General features: G+C 42.0%; 14 protein-coding genes. 6 read left to right on the forward strand and 8 right to left on the reverse strand.

The window, feature by feature from the left end; all coding sequences use genetic code 11:
* The first annotated feature begins 141 nt into the window (after positions 1-141).
* A complete protein-coding gene (locus DRW07_RS01550; RefSeq protein WP_124026125.1) occupies positions 142-1,374 on the forward strand; it encodes a hypothetical protein in 1,233 nt (410 codons plus the stop codon).
* A gap of 549 nt (positions 1,375-1,923) precedes the next feature.
* Here DRW07_RS01550 and DRW07_RS01555 read toward each other — a convergent pair.
* Both DRW07_RS01555 and DRW07_RS01560 read right to left on the reverse strand, forming a co-directional pair.
* Complete coding sequence (locus DRW07_RS01555; RefSeq protein ID WP_124026126.1) at positions 1,924-3,273, reverse strand: amidohydrolase family protein; 1,350 nt, start codon at positions 3,271-3,273, stop codon at positions 1,924-1,926.
* A gap of 51 nt (positions 3,274-3,324) precedes the next feature.
* On the reverse strand, positions 3,325-4,461 hold the full coding sequence (locus DRW07_RS01560) for a 3-keto-alpha-glucoside-1,2-lyase-like domain-containing protein (RefSeq protein WP_124026127.1): 1,137 nt from the start codon (positions 4,459-4,461) through the stop codon (positions 3,325-3,327).
* A 91-nt stretch (positions 4,462-4,552) separates the two neighbouring features.
* Between DRW07_RS01560 and DRW07_RS01565 the strand changes: the two genes are divergently transcribed.
* The gene (locus DRW07_RS01565; protein ID WP_124026128.1) at positions 4,553-5,479 is read left to right on the forward strand and encodes an AraC family transcriptional regulator; all 927 of its coding nucleotides are present in this window, start codon (positions 4,553-4,555) and stop codon (positions 5,477-5,479) included.
* Between the two features lie 71 nt (positions 5,480-5,550).
* Here the strand turns inward: DRW07_RS01565 and DRW07_RS01570 are convergent, their stop codons facing one another.
* Together DRW07_RS01570 and DRW07_RS01575 are read right to left on the reverse strand one after the other, a co-directional pair.
* Positions 5,551-6,786: a TraB/GumN family protein gene (locus tag DRW07_RS01570; RefSeq protein WP_124026129.1), complete on the reverse strand. Its 1,236-nt coding sequence runs from the start codon at positions 6,784-6,786 to the stop codon at positions 5,551-5,553.
* Positions 6,787-6,824: 38 nt separating this feature from the next.
* Positions 6,825-8,108, reverse strand: coding sequence for an amidohydrolase family protein (locus tag DRW07_RS01575; protein ID WP_165870359.1), 1,284 nt, complete (start codon positions 8,106-8,108; stop codon positions 6,825-6,827).
* 354 nt (positions 8,109-8,462) lie between these two features.
* Between DRW07_RS01575 and DRW07_RS01580 the strand changes: the two genes are divergently transcribed.
* Together DRW07_RS01580 and DRW07_RS01585 are read left to right on the forward strand one after the other, a co-directional pair.
* Complete coding sequence (locus DRW07_RS01580) at positions 8,463-9,242, forward strand: LytR/AlgR family response regulator transcription factor (protein WP_124026131.1); 780 nt, start codon at positions 8,463-8,465, stop codon at positions 9,240-9,242.
* Between the two features lie 134 nt (positions 9,243-9,376).
* On the forward strand, positions 9,377-9,994 hold the full coding sequence (locus tag DRW07_RS01585; protein ID WP_124026132.1) for a hypothetical protein: 618 nt from the start codon (positions 9,377-9,379) through the stop codon (positions 9,992-9,994).
* Positions 9,995-10,121: 127 nt separating this feature from the next.
* Here DRW07_RS01585 and DRW07_RS01590 read toward each other — a convergent pair whose 3' ends face one another.
* From DRW07_RS01590 to DRW07_RS01605, 4 genes are all read right to left on the reverse strand, one after another.
* The gene (locus tag DRW07_RS01590; RefSeq protein ID WP_124026133.1) at positions 10,122-10,838 is read right to left on the reverse strand and encodes an ankyrin repeat domain-containing protein; all 717 of its coding nucleotides are present in this window, start codon (positions 10,836-10,838) and stop codon (positions 10,122-10,124) included.
* A gap of 496 nt (positions 10,839-11,334) precedes the next feature.
* A complete protein-coding gene (gene ppx, locus DRW07_RS01595; RefSeq protein ID WP_124026818.1) occupies positions 11,335-12,816 on the reverse strand; it encodes an exopolyphosphatase in 1,482 nt (493 codons plus the stop codon).
* A gap of 54 nt (positions 12,817-12,870) precedes the next feature.
* Entirely contained in the window at positions 12,871-14,937 is a 2,067-nt protein-coding gene (ppk1, locus tag DRW07_RS01600; protein WP_124026134.1) for a polyphosphate kinase 1, read from the reverse strand.
* Positions 14,938-15,017: 80 nt separating this feature from the next.
* Positions 15,018-15,527 (reverse strand): glycine cleavage system transcriptional repressor, encoded by a 510-nt coding sequence (locus DRW07_RS01605; protein WP_124026135.1) that lies wholly within the window; start codon positions 15,525-15,527, stop codon positions 15,018-15,020.
* Positions 15,528-15,616: 89 nt separating this feature from the next.
* On the opposite strand from DRW07_RS01605, the gene DRW07_RS01610 reads away from it, so the two are divergent.
* Both DRW07_RS01610 and pstA read left to right on the forward strand, forming a co-directional pair.
* Positions 15,617-17,674 (forward strand): ABC transporter permease subunit, encoded by a 2,058-nt coding sequence (locus tag DRW07_RS01610; RefSeq protein WP_124026136.1) that lies wholly within the window; start codon positions 15,617-15,619, stop codon positions 17,672-17,674.
* Complete coding sequence (gene pstA, locus DRW07_RS01615) at positions 17,667-19,211, forward strand: phosphate ABC transporter permease PstA (protein ID WP_124026137.1); 1,545 nt, start codon at positions 17,667-17,669, stop codon at positions 19,209-19,211. The genes DRW07_RS01610 and pstA overlap by 8 nt, the downstream gene beginning before the upstream one ends.
* The last annotated feature ends 1 nt before the right edge of the window (position 19,212 follow it).

Consider the following 19,212-nt stretch of genomic DNA (forward strand, 5'->3'; position numbering starts at 1 on the left):
ATTTTGTACCTGAATATTTAATTTTATTTCCATTGCAAAATGCCTATATTCACCAAATTGGTTGTCGACATCATTGTGGGTAACTTTGTTGTCGAAAGTACAGTTTTTTCCCATTTTCTCTATTTCCTAAGGTAGACAGATATGCGCAGATTTTCTATTACTCTACTATTTTTTTACTTTACAGCAATTCTCAATAACTCAATGGTGGAGGCTAGAACAAATACCGAGTCTATTGACATAGAAATTTTAGAAGAGCTGACTTCTTTTTTTTCAATAAATCAAGGAGTTTTTGAGGGGGCAGGCAGATTTCTCAAAGAAGTTGAAAACAGTCAATTTGTTGTTCTTGGTGAACTTCACAATCGTCAACAAATAAGCGTTTTTACGGTAGCTTTACTTGCAGAGGCGTCTAAATACGGTTATCAACACTTCGCTGTTGAGACGGGGCCCTATTCAGCTCAGAAATTACATGAATTATCGTCAAACTCTTTAACTGCCGTGACACATTTTTACGATGAATATTCAAATAAAATGTTTGGCATATATCCAATTCCTTTTTTTGGAGGCCAAGCAGACCTTAAGATTTTGGAAGAAGTTCATAAGCGAAAATTTAAACTTTGGGGCCTTGATCAAGAATTTGTATTTGCATTGCCTTTCATCATTGACGATCTTTATGAGCAATACAGAGAAAAAATTAGTGAACGTGAAAGAGAAATATATAGAAGATTAAAGAGGTCGCTATTTTGGAAGAATTTGCGAGCTCAACTATTCAGTTCGTATGCATTGTCTTGCGAGATTCTGCAATCTGGTGAGTTTCTAGCGTTTATAGAAATATTTAAAGTCAAAGACAGAAGTTCTTCGTCCATTGTAGATGCAATATCGAGCAGCCTCAATATTTACTGTCTTTTCGAAAGCGGAAGTAGTAAAGAAAGCAATCAAATTCGAATAAACAACTTTAAACAACAGTTTGACAAGGAATTTGATAGATACAGAAGAGAGCAAGAAAATGAGCCGAAAGTGATTGTGAAAATGGGTAGCTATCACTCTGGACGCGATCGTAGTCCATTAAATTTTCATGATATCGGTCATCACTTAGCAGAAAAAGCTAGTCAAATGAAGGGCAGAACGCTTCATGTTCGTTTTTTAAACAGGTTTGTGGAGGGCAAAGATATGTATTTGAATAAACAACATTCTAAATACCATAGCTTTATAAAGATGGGAACAACAAACCAATGGTCAATGATTGACTTGCGTCCACTCAGAAAGAAAATTGAACTAGGTGAGTTAGTCGCCAATAAGGCAGAAACTCAAGTAATCAAAAACTATGACATAATTTTGATTACACCTAACGATCGAAAAGTAGCAACACATTACTGAAATGGGTGACTATTGAACACGGTGGATAAACGTAACCAATTGGATTTGCAAGAAATAAAACGCATACTTAGACCAAAAGGTGAACGATAGTTTTCACACAGCCAGTATGTGAACCGGAAGTTGGTTATAAGGTAACTAAGGGTCTGCAACGAGTCTTGAGAAGCGGATCGTCAAAACTATTGCCCTAACAGTTGGCTAAACGGACCAAAGCTTGAACTAAGGGGCACAAACATGGGGGGATAATAGCCGAAGGCGCGCCATGTTTGTGTCCCAGTGAGCGACAGCGAACGGAACGACTTGAGCGTTTTGGACTTCCCATACTTTACTAGACAGTCTGTTGTGCCAAAAAATACGCTTCTTTGAATTTACCAGGTGACACACTGCCTGTATGCGAATGGCGTTTTTTCGGATTGTAAAACAGCTGTTAGAATCTGACGTATATGACAACGCATAGCTTGCGTAAATTAAAATTCGTCAACGAAAATTATCTTTCATACAATGCTAACTCTTGAAAATAGCGAGGTGATGACTTGAATGGTTCTCTTCCAATCAATTTTCAGCATTAAATGCTTCTCTCCCCTTGATATATGTAGACCTTAGGTGATTTATAGCATTTAACTTTTCAGCGGGGTTTTCTTCGAATACTAAAAAACTCGCTTCGAATCCAGTTTTTATTGCGCCAATTTTCCTATCGCTGAAAATAAACTGTCCGCTATTAATCCAAACTGCCAGAAGCTCTCGTGAATTAAGAAAATTATTTTCATACCAGTATTGATACTCAGAGGATGAATTCTTAGAGTAATTGTCTACACCTAAATTAATATCAACACCTGCTCTGTATAGTTTTTGTACGAGGGCTCTTTGCATGTTAATCAGTTCATCTCGCAATTCACCATTTGTATATTCTGGCCTGGCAGCAAAAGTGGGTGTAATACTTAATCCCTTTTTACTAACTAATAACTCGATATCTGTTCTTCTAAGTCTTTTACTATCGAGGTCTTTCCTATCGACGGCATACGCACCCGGCAAATGACCTAAAGCGTCCACATTCCCCCTTATCGCAATCCGAAGATCTTCTGCTGTTGAAACATGTGCAATTACCTTCATGTGGCGTCGGTGTGCCTCCTCAACCAGTGGTTTAAATAATTTAGGATTAAGTCCAAACATGTATTCACCTTTAGAATATCTTAAACCATCTTCTACTGCCTGAGTTGATACTAAACGTTTGCGTTGGTCATATTCCTCTGATTTGTGTAAATAAACCTTGACCCACTTTGCTCCTTGGTCATGTAGCCTATCTATTGTCGAAGATATTTGCTGCATAGAGTCAACCGAATGAAAAACATATCCATCCATTTGGTCGCGTGTTTGATTTGGATATAAGAATTTTGCTACCTCTAGCGACAATCCGCCCTGAGGGTGACCATATTTCGAAGTAATTCCGCCATATGTAGTTCTGACATCAACGGTACCAGGCTCGCTCGCGAGTGAGAGTATCTTTGACATTAAGCGTGGATCAGCGTTGGGGTTAAAAACGTAGAGAATACCTGTTGCAATCAACTCTTGGTTGAACCTTGGAAACATAAACACGCTTTCAAGTTGATGGCTATGAGCATCTCCAAACGGAGGTGTTACCCAAGCGCCATCAAGATTTACAATTTCATTAGGTTGTCCACATACATCTGTTTTTATGAAGACGCCATTGTTGACATCAAAGCTACCAACATTAAATTCTTTGTTATGCCAGATTTTTGCATTTTCAAACCTTTTAGTCTCTCCTATACAATCAGAATTCACTACATCGACAGACTTTTCGATGCTTGTGCAACTTACACTAGTTGTAAGACTTATTAAAAATGTAAGGCAAAAGCACGACTTATTTGTAAATGATAAACTCATCTTGTTACCTTCATAAACCCTTTGTTGAATCGAGCAAAAATTGATATTTTGCTACAACAATCGAACTTCAGCATCACAATCTTCTAACGTCGGTTTTAATCCCCAACCTCCAAAACTGTCCGAGACGACCATCTGCAGCGTGTTGGAACCTTTTTTTATAGGTAAGAAAATGGTAAGTTGCCTATCGTGAAGAACACCTTGCTGACGATTGTTCGCGTATCGAAAACTAGCGTCAGAGTGTGCAATTATCTGCTCGTTTAAGAGCACGCTTATTGCATCGCTGTAACCTAGATGAAGGACGCAAGTCTGCGGCTTTGCTGAATCTAAGAATACCTGTGCAACGACACTGTAACTGCGTAAACCTTGTGGTATTGCTCGGTGCCGTAAAAACTCAAAAATACCATCATCTTGAGCTGTTACCTGTGTCCACTTTCCGTTTCTTATAGCATCGGGTATTTGAATCATTGGCTCCTTGGTCGATGCAGAAATTTGCGAAAGATTGACTTTTTCTAGGCGCGAATTATGTTGATTAATCTTCTCGTCAATTTGTTCATTAGAAATTTTTTTATGAATGACTTTTATGTTTTTGAAGATGGCACTGTAGCTGGCTGTGCTGCCATTTGGAATTAATCCACGTAGTGAAATCTTGCCTGGTTGTCTGTCTCCGGTGAGTAAAAGTCCTTCAAATGCTGGTTCTTTTTGATCATTTATCCACATGTCAAGGCGATTATTTATTATTCGCAGTTTTACTTTTATCCAAGTATTTTCGGGAAGACTTTGCGCAGTGGTTCCCTTATCGCCATGGTATATTTGCCAAGCGCTTCTATCTTGGAATTCCGGTGAATATTGCACAGCGTCTGGAGCATTAGACTTATGTGTCCGAAAGTAGACGGTTTCTGATTTGCCATTGCCTTGTCGAAAATAAACAAAAGCAAAAGCACGTTTGCCCTCATGTTTGAACTCGAACTCAATTGTTCCATTTAAAAACTGGTCAAAAACTGAAGATATTTGTCCTGAAGTCATCTTAACCCAAGATTGATTTTCACTTTCAAGGACTTCTGCACCCAACTCTGAAAAAGTCCATTCACTACTATCAAATAGTTCCTCTGCATAAATATATTGCTGCATCAAACAGAGCATAAGTAAAATTAAAGCTTGTAAATACCTGAACATATTGTCTCGCGTCATTTAATTGATAGCTTGGCAGGGCTTTCTGCTAGGCTATTGAAAATCAAATCTTCTGGCTAGGGAATATTTGTGCAAATTATGATACTTTTCGATGATTCAAAGAAAGGAAGAAATTGACAAGAAGTACATGTTTGGACCAAATCTACTGACATTCGATTTTAGAACCAATAAATACTCAAGAGAAGTATTGGTAGACGTTGCAACGACTGATTCAATGTCGTCTTTTATCAAAAGTTCACTGCCACATATTTTAAACTTTTATGACATTACTCTTATTACTGGCGGCAGCGGGTGTTTCTGGCTTGATTCGACCAGATATCAAGTGCGTCCCAATCAACTGTTGTTTACTACACCTGGTCAAATTAGGCGGTGGTACGCAAAAGACCTACAGGCAATTTGTTTTTTCTTTTCTGCCAAATTTTTTTTGAACGCTTTTAATGACCCCCTCTTACTGCATCGTTTACAATATTTCCATACCAAGGTAGGGCCGGGCGAACTCCTGCTAAATGAGAATGATGCGGAATTAATTCTTGGTCTATTGGGTGACATGCAAAAGGAACTGAATAGGTTGCAGCCGGATAGTCAAAAAATTCTTCTAGCGAGTGCATATTATTTGTTACTGCGCTTGGAGCGATTTTATATTCAAAGTTGGGGTAAGACACAAGTCAATTACGTAGATAAGAGAATTGGCAAATTCAGGCAATTATTGGAAAAGTACTATTCTACTCATCACAAAGTGGCTAGTTATGCAGATATGCTGGCAGTTACGCCCGGACATTTGAATTATCTGTGTAAGAGAAATCTAGGGTGTAATGCTAGTGAATTAGTTACTTCTCGAATCTTTACTGAAGCCAAGATACGACTGACACACACTAACACACTTATTGAGACTATTGCGTACGATTTAGGCTTTGAAAATACTTCCTATTTTTGTAGAGCATTTAAAAAGATAACTGGATGTACTCCTTCTCAATACAGAAAACTTCATATTGAAGAATCATACACAGATACATATTGATTGCACTAATCGAATTGTTCTGCACAATTTTTTCAAAACTCGTAAACCGCAAGTAACTAGCGTTTGTTTCTCTAGTCAGTCACATTAAGTGGGTTACTGGGACTAGACCCTGTCATGATTAAGAGCGCATCAAACTGCAAAGCTAGCTTCCTCATATTCTCTTTGTCAGCATATTGAGGCTTAAAAAGCGTCTGTCTCAACGATGCCAAGTCAAAAACTGTAAAGCCCTCTATATTGAGGTGCTTATAGAAGCTTTCAGCCATTTCGCTATATCCGTCTTTTGCCGATACGGCTTTATATTCCCAAGCGGAGGGGTCCAGAATCGCTACTTTACTATCGATGCCAGGAAGAACCAGTATACTAAATGACTGGTTGTTATTTACCATTGCCAATGATGGAACCAAGCTCCCTACATCGAAGGTGTTATTTGAGCTCACTCCGCGCATCAAATGAGATGCACCTAACTTAATCATAACTTTTGCAGTTGGCTTATCACGCCAATAGTGTAAAAAGTTATTCTTGAGCAAGTGCGCTCTTCGCACGTTTGATTCATAACCCCTTCCACTAACCCAAAGACGATTGATAGCGAGTGTTTCATACAGAGTATTCAATATTACGTCCGTATCAGGGGTGCGGTCGGGCCAGCTATCCATCAAAGCCTTCACTTGTGAAGGTGCACCCGAAAATGAATAGATATACTGAGGTCCTCTTGTGTTTAGGTATTTTTCCCAAGCATTGTCAGAAGCCTTGACGATTACCTCAAAATTTTTCTGTGCAGCATTGGGCATACTATATTGGCTGAGTTTGTCTAGCAGTAGGCGATCACCCGCGACTTCATAATCAAGCCCCCATAGCGCCCGCGAATTCAGAGAAGCCTTTTGTGCTCTAAATATTAATTCAGCCTCTTCAGCCATACCAAAAAAAGCAGGCTCGTACCCATATCTATAAGATGCTTTTAACGCTTCTAATCCACCCCTTTCTAATACTTGATTTAGGTGGGTTGCCATTGGTGGAGATACTTCAATAGCAAGGTGTTGATAACCTTGCTGTACTAAAGACTCGAATAGTTGAGCCATAAGTAATGGGTTTTCTGCAATACCGTGCGTTTCCCCGATCATGAAGAACTGCGCCGCAGACGCTTTGTTCAATAGAAAATTTACGCCTTTCCCTCCAAACTCTCCTTGTTCATTGATCACAATAGTATGTTGGAACTCTTGTAGCGCATTTGTCAATTCATCTGCCATTGAAACCGGCATGAAGACAAAACAAAGGTAAAAAACAATCGGGGTAGCGTTTCTTAATAACATAGGTTTGCCTCAGATTATTTGGTTAGCTGTCTAGCCGTTTATAATTTCCAAGCACCATTCAGCATAACTGCATGAACGTCGCGTAATGCACGAATATCTGCCATCGGATTATTGCTTAACAATACAATATCTGCTTTTTTTCCAACAGATATACTGCCTTGGTCTGCCGCGCCCGCCATATCGGCAGCGTTAAGTGTTGCTGTTTGTAAAGCCTCAAAAGGCGAAAGCCCCAAGCTTACAAATAGTTCTAACGTGGATACAAGAGATCGGCCAAACCCCATGCAATCATTCGGAGCGTCACTGCCGGCAACTAACTTCATTCCAGCATCAATGAGTTCACGATAATGTTCAACTAGGTCTGCTGTTCGCGATGCTATTATCGATTGATTGACCTTTGATTGCTGCATAAGCGTTACACTGCAACCCTGCTTGAGTTTTGCACTCATGGTCTCCAAGGCCCACTCTTCGGCAACCATATAAAGAGGTAAGTCAAGCTGAGGTGTAGCGACTAAATAGACGTCATTTGACGACAATTCACGATAGAGGTTTGTGCATTTGGTTTTATCTCTACCTCGATATATTTCAGATGACACTTGCCACCTTCCTCCGTATCCATCTTTCATCCAGGCTGAAAGAGGAGCAAGAGAGGCTTCGTTCCCCAAGTCGGTACAGTCTTTTACTAACTGCAAATACGTGTGTTGGATAGAACGAATTCCATTTTTTATCGCGTTCTTTGTCGTAACTTTAAAAGGAATATGTCCTGCAATGTTCAAATTTAGGCGTTTTGCATGACGAGCCACTTCAAACAATAAGCTTTCCGATATTCCATCATATACTTTTAAGAAATCTACACCTTGAAGATGAAGTGATTCAACAATAGTCTTTGCATCGTCTGCGTTTGCTAGATGTGTTTCTATTGGCTTTGACCAAGGGCTCTTAGGTCCGGTGATTAAAGGGCCCGAAAAGGTCAAATGAGGAAGGTCCGGTCTTTTTCGAAGTTTTTTCGCTGTAGGAATTAAACTCGCATCCATTCCCATATCAACGACTGACGTAATGCCTGCTGACAACATTTGTTCTAGGTTCGCAATAGCTTGCGCTTCAATATCTGTAAACTGAGTATTTTCTATATTTTCTTTTTGGCTTGCGTCAAACGCCATCAGATGAACATGTGAGTCCCATAAGCCGGGAATGGCATACATACCTGTCGCATCATATGTGGTAGTGGCCTGGTATTGTTGGCTAGTCGTTGTCGGCTGAATCGAGATAATGACTCCATCTTCTATATAGATGTCCACGTTATTCAGCTGATTGGGCTCCTGCATTGAAATAGCAGTGACATTTCGTATGAGACTGGTTTTTGCGCAAACGGTATTTGGCAGAAAAAATAATGTGGCTATGAAGGCCAATAAACATATAAAGAAATTCATTGTCTGCATTTGGATACTCGCTTGTGATTTCTTAGTTTTCGAACTGTTCTCATATCCATTAGTATGAATACAAGTGATGAATAAATGAAAAATTTCCGTGAAATGACATTGATTTACTTTAATGAACAACTGTCGATATACCTTGTTTAGGTCAACGAACCAAATATACGACAATTCAATATTACAGATTGCGCACGAACGTGCTTGCCTTTAATCTTCAAGTAAAAGAGATAACGATACTAACTAAAAATGACATACCTCAAACAGCTATCAGTACAAATTGGCGTTTCCGTTAGTGCATTCTTCCTCTTTGCGTACACATTGTTGTTCATGCTGTCTAACAACTTATCGTTTATTTCTGCGTTTATTGGTGCATTCATTAACACTGCAACATTACTTTTTTGGAGTATCGGAGCGATAGCGATTTTAAAGCGCTTAATAAATCATGTTCATTTTTGGAAACAAGTTCCATTGCACATTTTGCTTTCCTTTTTATTTTCGATGCTTTGGTATTTTTCCATTACCGTAATCTTCGGATGGAAAAACGGAAATTTTATGGGGGCATTCTCAGTGGAACCATTTTCTACTGTCGCCTTTATTTGGCAGTTTTTTCAAGGGCTGGTGATTTATCTTTTGTTGTTAAGCGTCACTATTTCTTGGCAAAACTGGTTGTCCAGCCAATCTCAAAAGAAAGATCCACATCAGAATATATCGAAGCTATTGGTCAAAGAAGGTGAAGAGATTCTTGCTGTTCCTATTGACTCAATTATTTGCATTAGCGGGGCTGGAGACTATTCTGAAATAGTCACGCCAGAAAAGACCTATCTCACCAGAAAACGTTTAAATGAATTTGAAAAGTTGCTCCCATCAGAGTTTATTAGGGTGCACCGTTCCCACCTCATCAATATTAATAAAATGACAAAAGCACAGCCTATTGGCGGAGGCCGGTTACGTATCTATCAACAAAATAATGTTACTGTGGATACTAGCCGCACTGGGTCACGTTTGCTTCGAGATGTCGCCAGTTGAAAGAATGCGTGATGGTGTGCTGTTTGTACTTGGTAAATAGCAATGGGGTCAGACTGACCTGCCCCCGGTAATTTTGACAGATAAGGATTAGCCTAGATATTATCAACTAAGAAACAACAGAGTCGTTGACCAAAATGAGATTAATTAATAAAACAACAAAAGAAAAGTGGACCGACTGGTTGATAGAGTCGTTATTAATTTGCGCCAGTATTTTGCTTGCGTTCTGGCTTAACGAGTGGGAAGAGCAACATAAAATCGAGAATAGAACTCAAGTGATGATGTGCAATGTCAAAAAGGAACTCGTTTCTAATTTGACCCTTGTAGAATCGGATTATTTGCCTAGACATAGAAAGATACTTTCGTATTTAGAAAGCGCTATTCAAGAATTAGAAAATGTTGGCGAGTCAGACACAATGCAGTACATTGACCGTCCTCTTTATATGGTGACATTAGATAATACTGCATGGTCTTTAGCAGTCGAAACAGGAAATTTGTCCCATTTGGATTTCAGTTTGGCTGCAACAATCTCACGAGTCTACAAATTACAAGAAGAAAGTCTCAAGCAAGTGTTTCCACGTATCATAGACAAACTATTTTTCTATCAGACCAATGATGGTAAACCAACGTTGCAGTCTCAAAAAGCTCTTCGATTGATGGTTAAGGAATTGATATCTCAAGAAGTGTATATTTTGTCTGCTTACAATAAAGCTGTTTCAGCAATAAATGAGACTGAATATATCTGTAAAACCTGAGTGCTGATAGTAACGTGTTGAGTTTCGCCCTACTGTTTCCCTCATTGGCAAATTTTTTTTAGGCTATTATATTATTGGCGCGTTTCACAACATTTAGCACTATTTCACAGACTGAGGAAAGTTACGTTTAGTCAGAAAATTCAGCTCTATGTATTAAGGATTTAAGCGCATATAAAGACTCCTGCTCTTGGGCTGTTTTGCCTTGTGCTTCTTTGATTCGACTGTATGTCCATTCGCGATTTGCTCTTCCGCCAGCTAAATATATCAAGTACGCTATTTCATAATTCTTATTGACGACTGCTAAGTCAAGCGGTGTCGAACCATTGTTTCTGTGAAAATTGATTTGTTCTTGTAGCCATAGGGTATTTGCTTCAAGGGTCAACAGCTTTCGAATAAATTCAAAGTGACGCTTTTCCAACGCCATATGTAAACAGCCATAACCTTTGTCATCAAATGCGGTCGAAAGCACAAGTGGCTTAAATTCTTGAAATAGTTTGATATCGCCTCGATAACAAGCCCCATTGAGTATTTGTGAGTTGTGAAGTTCGGCCCCAGCTTCAATTAATAACTGGGTACTCGCAAGCGGTTCGCCAATACTAGAAAACAAGGTTAGATCAATAGGATTAGCGTGAATAAATCGGCCGACAGTAGTGCCCGCCTCGCGATTTACTTCAGCGCCATGATCAATCAGTGCTCTGAGTGACAATAAATCCGCCTTCATTGCTGCAACGTGAATTAACGGTAAATTACTATTTTCAATATAAAACGCATTTGGATCTGCACCGTCATTAAGCGCTTTACGTATCTCAAAATCGTTTTCTATGGGGCCTTTGGCCAATGACATTCGCAGGTTATGCAATGGTGGATTTTCTAGTATTACAAATTGACGCGTAACACTTTTATAAACAGAGTCAAAGAACCCTGAATAGTTGGCTAACAGTAAATGCCCAGAGGTATTTAAAAGTAATGCCCATAAAAGCCACGGTTTTCTTGTTTTAATTACAAAAGTGCCTAGTGCACTCAATAACCATAAGGGTATTGATAAAAATAAGAATAGTAGGAGAAAGATAAAGCCAAGGGCTGTAGCCTTATCTCCAGAACTCTGAGTGGCGACAATCCAAACGATTAACAGAATTATCCATACACACAAGGAAGCCAATGAACCTACCTTGGCTAGTTTGTTCACCTTTGTATTCAATTAAGCTCCGATGCGATTGACATATATTTTTGAATTATTCAGAAGACTAGTGCTATAAAAAAGACAATGCAACTTTGCAGTGGCTATTGCTTTTGCCGCTGTTTATCCAACATAATAATGTGGCATGTACCTCCGGTGTATCTCACCCAACGATGACTAGTTCAATATCACACTCAGCTAAATAAGCAATTTCACATTCTAAGTCAGCATTGATAATAGGTTTGGTATTTAGCCATCCTTTAGGGAAATTCAGGGTTAGCGTATTGTGTTCTGCGGTAATGCTGATCTCCGGGACAAAGTTATCTTGGCGTTTGATATTCAATAAAACCGATAACCGCAATAGGCACAATAACTTAATTACGTCCTGACGGTCATACTGTTCGAACTCTGGTAACTCAGTCAGGCGGATGCGCTTTCTGTGGAATCTGACCAAGGTGGCTAGTAAATCCTGTTGTTCCTGGTTAAATCCAGGCATGTCTATATTTTGCAGTACGTAAGCGGAGTGCCGCTGTACGCCTCGGGAGTTAATTTGCAGACCAATTTCATGCAGCATGGCTGCCCATCCCAGCATATTTTTCAGGCGTTTATTATTAATTGCCCAGGGCTTGGCTACTGCGGAAATGAGTGCCATACACGTGGTCAAAACAAGCTGTGCCTGGTGTGTATCAATGTCGTAACGGGTTACTAGGCTGCCTGCAGTCCGCTCTCTGATATCACTTTCTGCAAGGGCTTCTTCCATGTCATAGAGCACACCTTCTCTTAATGCGGCAGGAGAAAACTGCATCTGTTCTATTCGCAGAGCCTTAAAAATGGCGATTAACACCGCTAAACCTGCACAAAAAACAGGGCGCCTGTCTTCACTGATTTGCTCAAACGGCAGGCTGTTTACATGGCCTGCAGCAATGCATTTTTCTTTTAACTTTTTTAATTGTTTTAGTGTTATTTGCTGCTCGTTCGAACTGTCTTCGGTACGACAAAGCTCAAACAGTGTTTTTATTGTGCCTGATGTGCCAACCACCGATTTCCAGCCTAACTGGGTATATTTGTCCTCTATAATTTCCAGTTCCTGACGGGCGGTGGTTATGGCTTTGTCAAAGTACTTTGCTTTAATCTCGCCCTGGGGAAAGAAGCGTTTGTTATAGCTCACGCAGCCCATTTGTAGGCTACGGCAAAGTAACGGAGTAAAACCTGAACCAATGATAAATTCCGTGGAGCCTCCACCGATATCAACCACCAGTTGTTGTCCCGTGGCATGGTGGGTATGCGCCACACCGGAATAGATAAGCCGGGCCTCTTCTACGCCAGAAATAATTTCAATGGGATAGGGCAAAATGGCCTTTGCCGCTTTTATAAAACGGTTGGCATTTTTGGCTCGTCGTAATGTATGTGTAGCAACAATACGCACAGAATCTGGCTCGAATCCTTTCAGGCTCTCTGCGATAACTTCAAGTGTTGCAAGACCACGCTGCATTGCCTCATCAGTCAGATTTTCATTGCCGTCCAGACCGTCAGCTAATCTGACTTTTTGTTTCACTCGATGCAGAAGTTGAACAGAATCTGCCACAATGCGGGCAACCACTAAATGGAAGCTGTTCGAGCCTAAATCGAGTGCAGCAACTTTCATTGCCTCTCGTGTATTTGCTGTTGCGAGTGTTGTGGAGGGATCTGGCGTCAAATTTTACTCTTCCAAACGTTTTAAATAATCGTATATTTCATATTGTGAGCGAAGTTTCTTGCGATTCCCGCGCTTTACATATTTATTACTCTGCTCGGCGTCTATTACTCGGGCTTTGGTGGTGTCTTGAAACTGAATGTCTATAATGTCAACGATCCGCTGCTGCAGCTCTCTATCATACACTGGACATCCAACTTCTATGCGGTTATCCATGTTTCGCGTCATCCAATCGGCGGAAGAAATGAGTACCTTTCTGTCGCCACCCCCCTCAAATATCATCACGCGGGGGTGCTCTAAAAAGCGGTCAACAATAGATATGATACTGATATTTTCGCTGAGGCCAGGTATTCCTGGGATCAGAGAACACATGCCTCTGACAATCGCGCGAATTTTGACGCCCGCTTGGCTGGCCCGATATAAATCGTCAATGAGTTCCTTGTCAACGAGGTTATTGATTTTGAACGTGATACGCGCTGGGTGACCTTCTTTCAGGTATTGAATTTCCTGACGAATCAGAGACTGGATTTTAGTGCGAGCATTAAAAGGCGAAATTTGTAAATGCTGAAACTTGTATCTGCGATATGGATACTGGATCAGATCAAACACGCTGACTGCTTCGTTGGCAATTTCCTGATTGCGTGTAAACAAACTAAAATCGGTATAGATTTTGGCGGTTTTCTCGTTAAAGTTACCGGTGCCAAGGTGCGCATATTGCACTATCTCACCTTTTTCTTCACGACTGACAATACACAGTTTACTGTGGATTTTAAGCGTGGGTACGCCAAGAACCACCCGGATACCCGCTTCAGTCATATGTTTAGACCACTCAATGTTGGCCTCTTCATCAAAGCGCGCTCGTAGCTCTACGACTACAGTGACTTTTTTGCCGTTGTTAACCGCATCGATTAACGAGTTGATGATCCGCGAGTTAGAGGCCACCCGATAGATGTTAATGCGTATAGCCTTTACTGCAGGGTCAAAGGCAGCTTGACGCAAAAACTCAGTAAAGTGCAAAAAGCGGTGATACGGATAATACAGTAAGATATCTTTTTTGGTGATAGCGTCGAACGCGGTATCGAACGCTGAGAATGCTGACGTACTGATTGCCGGTAATGGCGAATGTTCCAGATAACTTCTTCCAACATTGGGAAAACCAATGAAGTCTTTGAAGTTACGATAGTGCCCCGCTGAATTGACCGTATCGAGTTTATCAATATCTAAACGCTTTCTGAGTTCTTTCACCATATCTGCGGGCATGTCCTCATCGTGAATAACACGCACGGGCTCTGCAATTAGGCGTTGCTTCATGCTCTCAGACATTTTTTCTACATAGCTTTCATCAATTTCATCGTTGATTGAGTACTCAGAGTCACGTGTAACTTTAAAGGAGTACGCTTCTATGGCATCGAATTTCAGGAAGCCACGAAATATTTTTTCAAGGCACAATTCAATAATTTCATCGAGCAGGATGAGGTTCTTTTTCTTGCGACTTTTTTCTGGAGGGATAAGTACAAATCGCGACATTTCAGAGGTCGGCACCTCTAAAACCGCGTATTTCGTTGATTTTTCTTCTCGCCTTAAGGCCACGTACATATGCACAGCGCTGCCGTTTAAGCGGCTGGCTAAGTCGGTTTTTTTATCGACAATAATGGGGGCAATATGCCGCAGTACTTTACTTTCAAAAAAGTCACTGCACCATTCACGCTGATAGGCTGTGAGATCTTTTACCCTGCAAATGAAGATGTTGTAGCGCTCTAATTCCCTGACTACCTCACGGTGTATGGCATCAAATTTTTTAGCTAAAACCTCTACCTTGTCCTGAATTTGTTCCATTAGCTGGATGTTTTGTTCCGCCAACTCAAGATTATCGTCATTTTGTGCAATGGTAATCTGGCGCTTAACATCTGCGGCGCGTACCCGAAAAAATTCGTCCAAATTGTTCGAATAGATGCCTAAGAACCTAAGTCTCTCGACAGCTGGGTTGTTTTTATCTGCCGCTTCCTGAAGTACGCGTTCATTGAAGGAGAGCCAGCTGAGTTCTTTAGGGTAATAAAGTTGTTGTGAATCCATTTAGCCAAACATCGCTTACAAAAATTTACTCAATATGCCATGTCTCAGTGACAGCACAGTGACAGGCACCCAAACCTTCGTTAAGAATACGTCGAAATGTCAACGACCAGGTCATTCGCCACACTTTCAAGCGCTTCTGCAATGGTATCTTTGTCAAAACCTACGGGTACATCAATGACAATATTGGCCTTAAACATCAGACTGCCCCAATTAGGCGCACTTTCGCAGCAGGAGTCCATGCTCACAATACTCAGATTGAACTGATGCAGAATGGCTGTGATTTCCTGAACAATCCCTGGCTTATCATTGCCCATCACATTGATAACCAAAGAATCAGAGGGCGCCTGATTTTCCAAATCACCGGCTACTACAGACTGCACACTTATACCTTCAAGCGCATCCAGACTCTTAATTAACGTGTCATGTTTCTCTTGAGGTATGTGAACTTCGACAAAGCCAGCAAACTGGCCAGCCATCAGTGCAAAATTACTCGCCAGCCAGTTCCCACCCTGAGCATAAATATGTTTTGCCAGTGAATCCACCAAGCCTGCTTTGTCTTTTCCAACCATGGTAATGACGATAGGTTTCATTCTCACTCCATTTCAAGTTGTAAATTGCTTGACCTTAAAATATCACAACTTACACTGCTCAACAGGATTTAAATGCAGCCATTCAATAAATGACAGCGCTCTCGCAGCAATACGACCAAAGAATGCGTAAAGACACCCGAATCCGGCGTTTGGTGACCCTATTTGGCGGTGGTATTTTAGTGTTGTTACTGGTGATTGTGTGGCACCTTGTTTCACAGACTGCGCCCCTCTTTATTTCACCCAGTTTTGAAAAAGCCCAAACCTTTGATTTTCCGGACCGCATTGTCTTAAGTGTTGGTGATATTCTAGAAGATGGTTTGTTGGTCCAGCAAGCGTCCCCGTGCGGGATAGAAACTGCACAGGTTTCTGAGCAGAATAAGGTGGTAGATAGGATTCTGAAACCCTGTACGCATTCACTGTCCATTAGAGAAGAGAGGGACCAACGTTGGCTGTTTGATATTTCAGCCAATGGGCAGGTGAGAATTCAGGGGATAGACGGCGACAACGCTACCTATGCATTTGCGTTGCCTGAGACCGACTGGCAGCAGCGCCTGGAGACAGACTATGCGATTTCCTTACCGCATATTGCTATTCGTGTAACGACGGCAAGTCAGCACCTTATTTTTTGGGTTGATACACGTCGGCTCACTGACATTCACAAAGACGAATACCCTGCAAGCGACGCTGTAGTCTTGTTACCGGGACAGCAAAAGGTTGTAACATTTCAAGGTCGAAAAATAGCGCTGACAGAGAGAGGCAGAGAAAGCCGCCAAACCTATCAACATGACTATCCCATTAATTGGATAGGCAGGATAGAAAACAGCCGTAGTTTGTATGTCTCAGATCGCAGCGGAAAAGTAGAGCGATGGGTAGTGGTAAATAAAAGCGGCCGCTTTGAGTATGTAAAAACCTACAGCTTATTTTTAGAAGACAATGAGCAGCCATTAACGGTTCAAGCTCACGCTAACACGAATGCGGGCTTTGTTTTAACCGACATGGGACGATTGATACTGTTCAACCGGGTGTCTGGTGAGTTGCTTGACATCATTCAACTGGTTGATATTCCCATCAGCTGGAGTTGGTATGGTAATCGCCTGTATTTGGTCTATCCCGGTAAAGTTGATGTATGGACTATTAACAATTTAGCCGGGGTAAATACACCAACGTCGCTCTTTGTACCCCAATGGTACGAGGGCTATCTCGGACCTGAGCATGTCTATCAAACGTCCAGTGGCCGAGATTTTAATGAGGCCAAATATGCACTCATTCCGCTTCTCATGGGGAGTTTGAAAGCCGCACTAGCCGCTTTGGTTGTGGCCATACCTGTGAGTATTGGTGCGGCCATTTACACAGGTTTTTTCACAACGCGAAGGTGGCGCAAAAGTATAAAGCCAGCCATTGAAATGCTCGAAGCTGTGCCTTCGGTAGTGATTGGATTCATTGCTGCAGTCGCGTTAGCACCGGTCGCAGACAAACTGTTAACGTCGCTACTGTTGTTTATCGTGACTCTGCCTTTGCTACTTTTTGTTGTCGCGCTATTTCAGCATCGCATTGCTGTGAAAATGCCAACCCGTTTGCGCTTTGGGGCTGATATTGCTGCGATAACTCTTTGCACACTAGTGTGGGCGGGATTAAGCCTGTATGTCGCTGATAGCGTTATGCCCATCGAGATTTTTTCTGGTTCATCAAAGACAACACTTATCGTTGCTATTGCACTTGGGCTGGCCATTAGCTCAACGATATACACGCTCGCTGAAGACGCTATAGAATCTGTGCCAAGCGGATTAAAAAATGCATCTTTTGCTCTGGGCGCGACGCGTTTACAGACGCTCAGGAACATTGTGTTGCGCGTGGCTATGCCAGGGCTCATTGCAGCTGTTATGTTGGGGTTTGGGCGTGCGTTTGGAGAAACGATGATAGTGCTAATGGTAACAGGCAATACGCCTATTCCCAGTTGGGACCTCTTTGAAAGCCTCAGAGCGTTAACCGCGAACATTGCTATTGAATTGCCAGAAGCAGACACAGGCGGGGCCTTGTATTCAGTGTTGTTTTTCACGGCATTAACGTTGTTTATTTTTACCTTTATTGTTAACACGGTTGCAGAGTGGCTGCGGTATGGCATGCGCGAGAAAGTGAAATATGATTAGGCCGATATCACCACAGCAGCGACAGTCTTTAGTCATCAATGCCTGCGCATTTGCCACCGCGACTTTATTGCTGGCCTTGGTCGCTCTGGTGGGTTATATGACCTGGAGAGGTAGCGCCTTTATCTGGCCAGATCCCATCTATCTTGTGCAGTACAATGAGCCAGACGGGGAAGTCAAACAAGCCTACGCACAGTGGCATAAGGGCGCTGCAGACAACAGTACAGTTCGGCTGAGCGTATCAACCAGTAGCCGGCCCTATCAAACACAATCAATACTGGATGCGTCTCAGTTTTTGTTTTCCGAGGAAGTGGAACAAGCTGCACAGATCGAACTTGTCGACGGGCGGACTATTCTGGCTGTACCTGCCGCGGTAAGCGATGTGAATAATGCGCAGTTACCCCTCTCTGAGTTATCTGTTCAGACACGGTCAGAAGACATCATTGATAGGCGAATAGCGTACATTCGGCGCGTAGAGCTGGCCCGTTTGCATGAGAATATTGCCATTTATAACCGGCGAGAGGTCGAGGCAGAAGCGCCAGGTAGACTACAGCTTGAAAAAGCCTACGCCGCTTTACAAGAAGAGTTACGACTACTAGAGAAGAAGCAACAAGCCTACACGTTAACCGTACGTTTTTACGATGGTGAGACTTTTAGCATTCAGCTGGCTGATATTGCGCGCATTACTTATCCATCAACTATGTCTTTACCCGATAAGGCAAAAGCGGCTGCTATTTCTCTGTGGTATTTCCTGACAGATTCTCCTAAGCAAGCGAATACTGCAGGTGGTGTGTTCCCAGCGCTATTTGGTACCGTGGTTATGGTGTTCCTGATGACGATTATCGTAGCGCCGTTTGGTGTGCTTGCTGCCGTGTATTTACATGAATATGCCCCAAAAAATCCGTTTACGGCAATGCTTAGAATTTGCGTCAGCAATATGGCCGCTGTGCCTTCTATTGTCTATGGTGTTTTTGGCCTAGGGTTCATGGTTTATACCCTTGGCGGTCAGATAGATAGTCTGTTTTTTGCTGACACTTTGCCCAATCCTACCATGGGGGCGCCGGGGCTGTTTTGGGCCGCGGCAACAATGGCACTGCTGACTTTGCCTGTGGTTATAGTGGCGACTGAAGAAGGGCTGAGCAGGGTGCCAAACAGTTTGCGCATGGGAAGCTATGCATTAGGTGCAACTAAGTTCGAAACTGTATGGCGCACCGTACTGCCCATTGCCAGTCCGAGCATGATGACAGGATTAATTCTGGCGATCGCACGTGCTGCCGGAGAAGTTGCCCCGCTTATGTTAGTTGGGGCGGTGCGGTTTGCGCCAGATTTACCCATTGATGGCACCTTTCCCTATTTTCATCTTGACCGTCAGTTTATGCACCTAGGCGTGTTAATCTATGACGGTGCGTTTAACAGTCAGCCTGATACCAAAGGCGCTGCAATGATGTTTGCTGCTTGTAGCTTATTGCTACTGGTTGTTTTAATTTTAAATATTGTTGCGGTCGTGTTGCGAACCCGTTTACGAGAGCGATATCAATAGA

The sequence above is a fragment of the Paralteromonas sediminis genome (assembly GCF_003820355.1).
GTDB lineage: Bacteria > Pseudomonadota > Gammaproteobacteria > Enterobacterales > Alteromonadaceae > Alteromonas_F > Alteromonas_F sediminis.

Bases quoted from the DNA above. Each gene is read 5' to 3' on its own strand.
- DRW07_RS01550 (WP_124026125.1), top strand. From the start codon at position 142: ATGCGCAGATTTTCTATTACTCTACTATTTTTTTACTTTACAGCAATT.
- DRW07_RS01555 (WP_124026126.1), bottom strand. From the start codon at position 3,273: ATGAGTTTATCATTTACAAATAAGTCGTGCTTTTGCCTTACATTTTTA.
- DRW07_RS01560 (WP_124026127.1), bottom strand. From the start codon at position 4,461: ATGACGCGAGACAATATGTTCAGGTATTTACAAGCTTTAATTTTACTT.
- DRW07_RS01565 (WP_124026128.1), top strand. From the start codon at position 4,553: ATGATTCAAAGAAAGGAAGAAATTGACAAGAAGTACATGTTTGGACCA.
- DRW07_RS01570 (WP_124026129.1), bottom strand. From the start codon at position 6,786: ATGTTATTAAGAAACGCTACCCCGATTGTTTTTTACCTTTGTTTTGTC.
- DRW07_RS01575 (WP_165870359.1), bottom strand. From the start codon at position 8,108: ATGCAGGAGCCCAATCAGCTGAATAACGTGGACATCTATATAGAAGAT.
- DRW07_RS01580 (WP_124026131.1), top strand. From the start codon at position 8,463: ATGACATACCTCAAACAGCTATCAGTACAAATTGGCGTTTCCGTTAGT.
- DRW07_RS01585 (WP_124026132.1), top strand. From the start codon at position 9,377: ATGAGATTAATTAATAAAACAACAAAAGAAAAGTGGACCGACTGGTTG.
- DRW07_RS01590 (WP_124026133.1), bottom strand. From the start codon at position 10,838: ATGTCATTGGCCAAAGGCCCCATAGAAAACGATTTTGAGATACGTAAA.
- ppx (WP_124026818.1), bottom strand. From the start codon at position 12,816: ATGAAAGTTGCTGCACTCGATTTAGGCTCGAACAGCTTCCATTTAGTG.
- ppk1 (WP_124026134.1), bottom strand. From the start codon at position 14,937: ATGGATTCACAACAACTTTATTACCCTAAAGAACTCAGCTGGCTCTCC.
- DRW07_RS01605 (WP_124026135.1), bottom strand. From the start codon at position 15,527: ATGAAACCTATCGTCATTACCATGGTTGGAAAAGACAAAGCAGGCTTG.
- DRW07_RS01610 (WP_124026136.1), top strand. From the start codon at position 15,617: ATGACAGCGCTCTCGCAGCAATACGACCAAAGAATGCGTAAAGACACC.
- pstA (WP_124026137.1), top strand. From the start codon at position 17,667: ATGATTAGGCCGATATCACCACAGCAGCGACAGTCTTTAGTCATCAAT.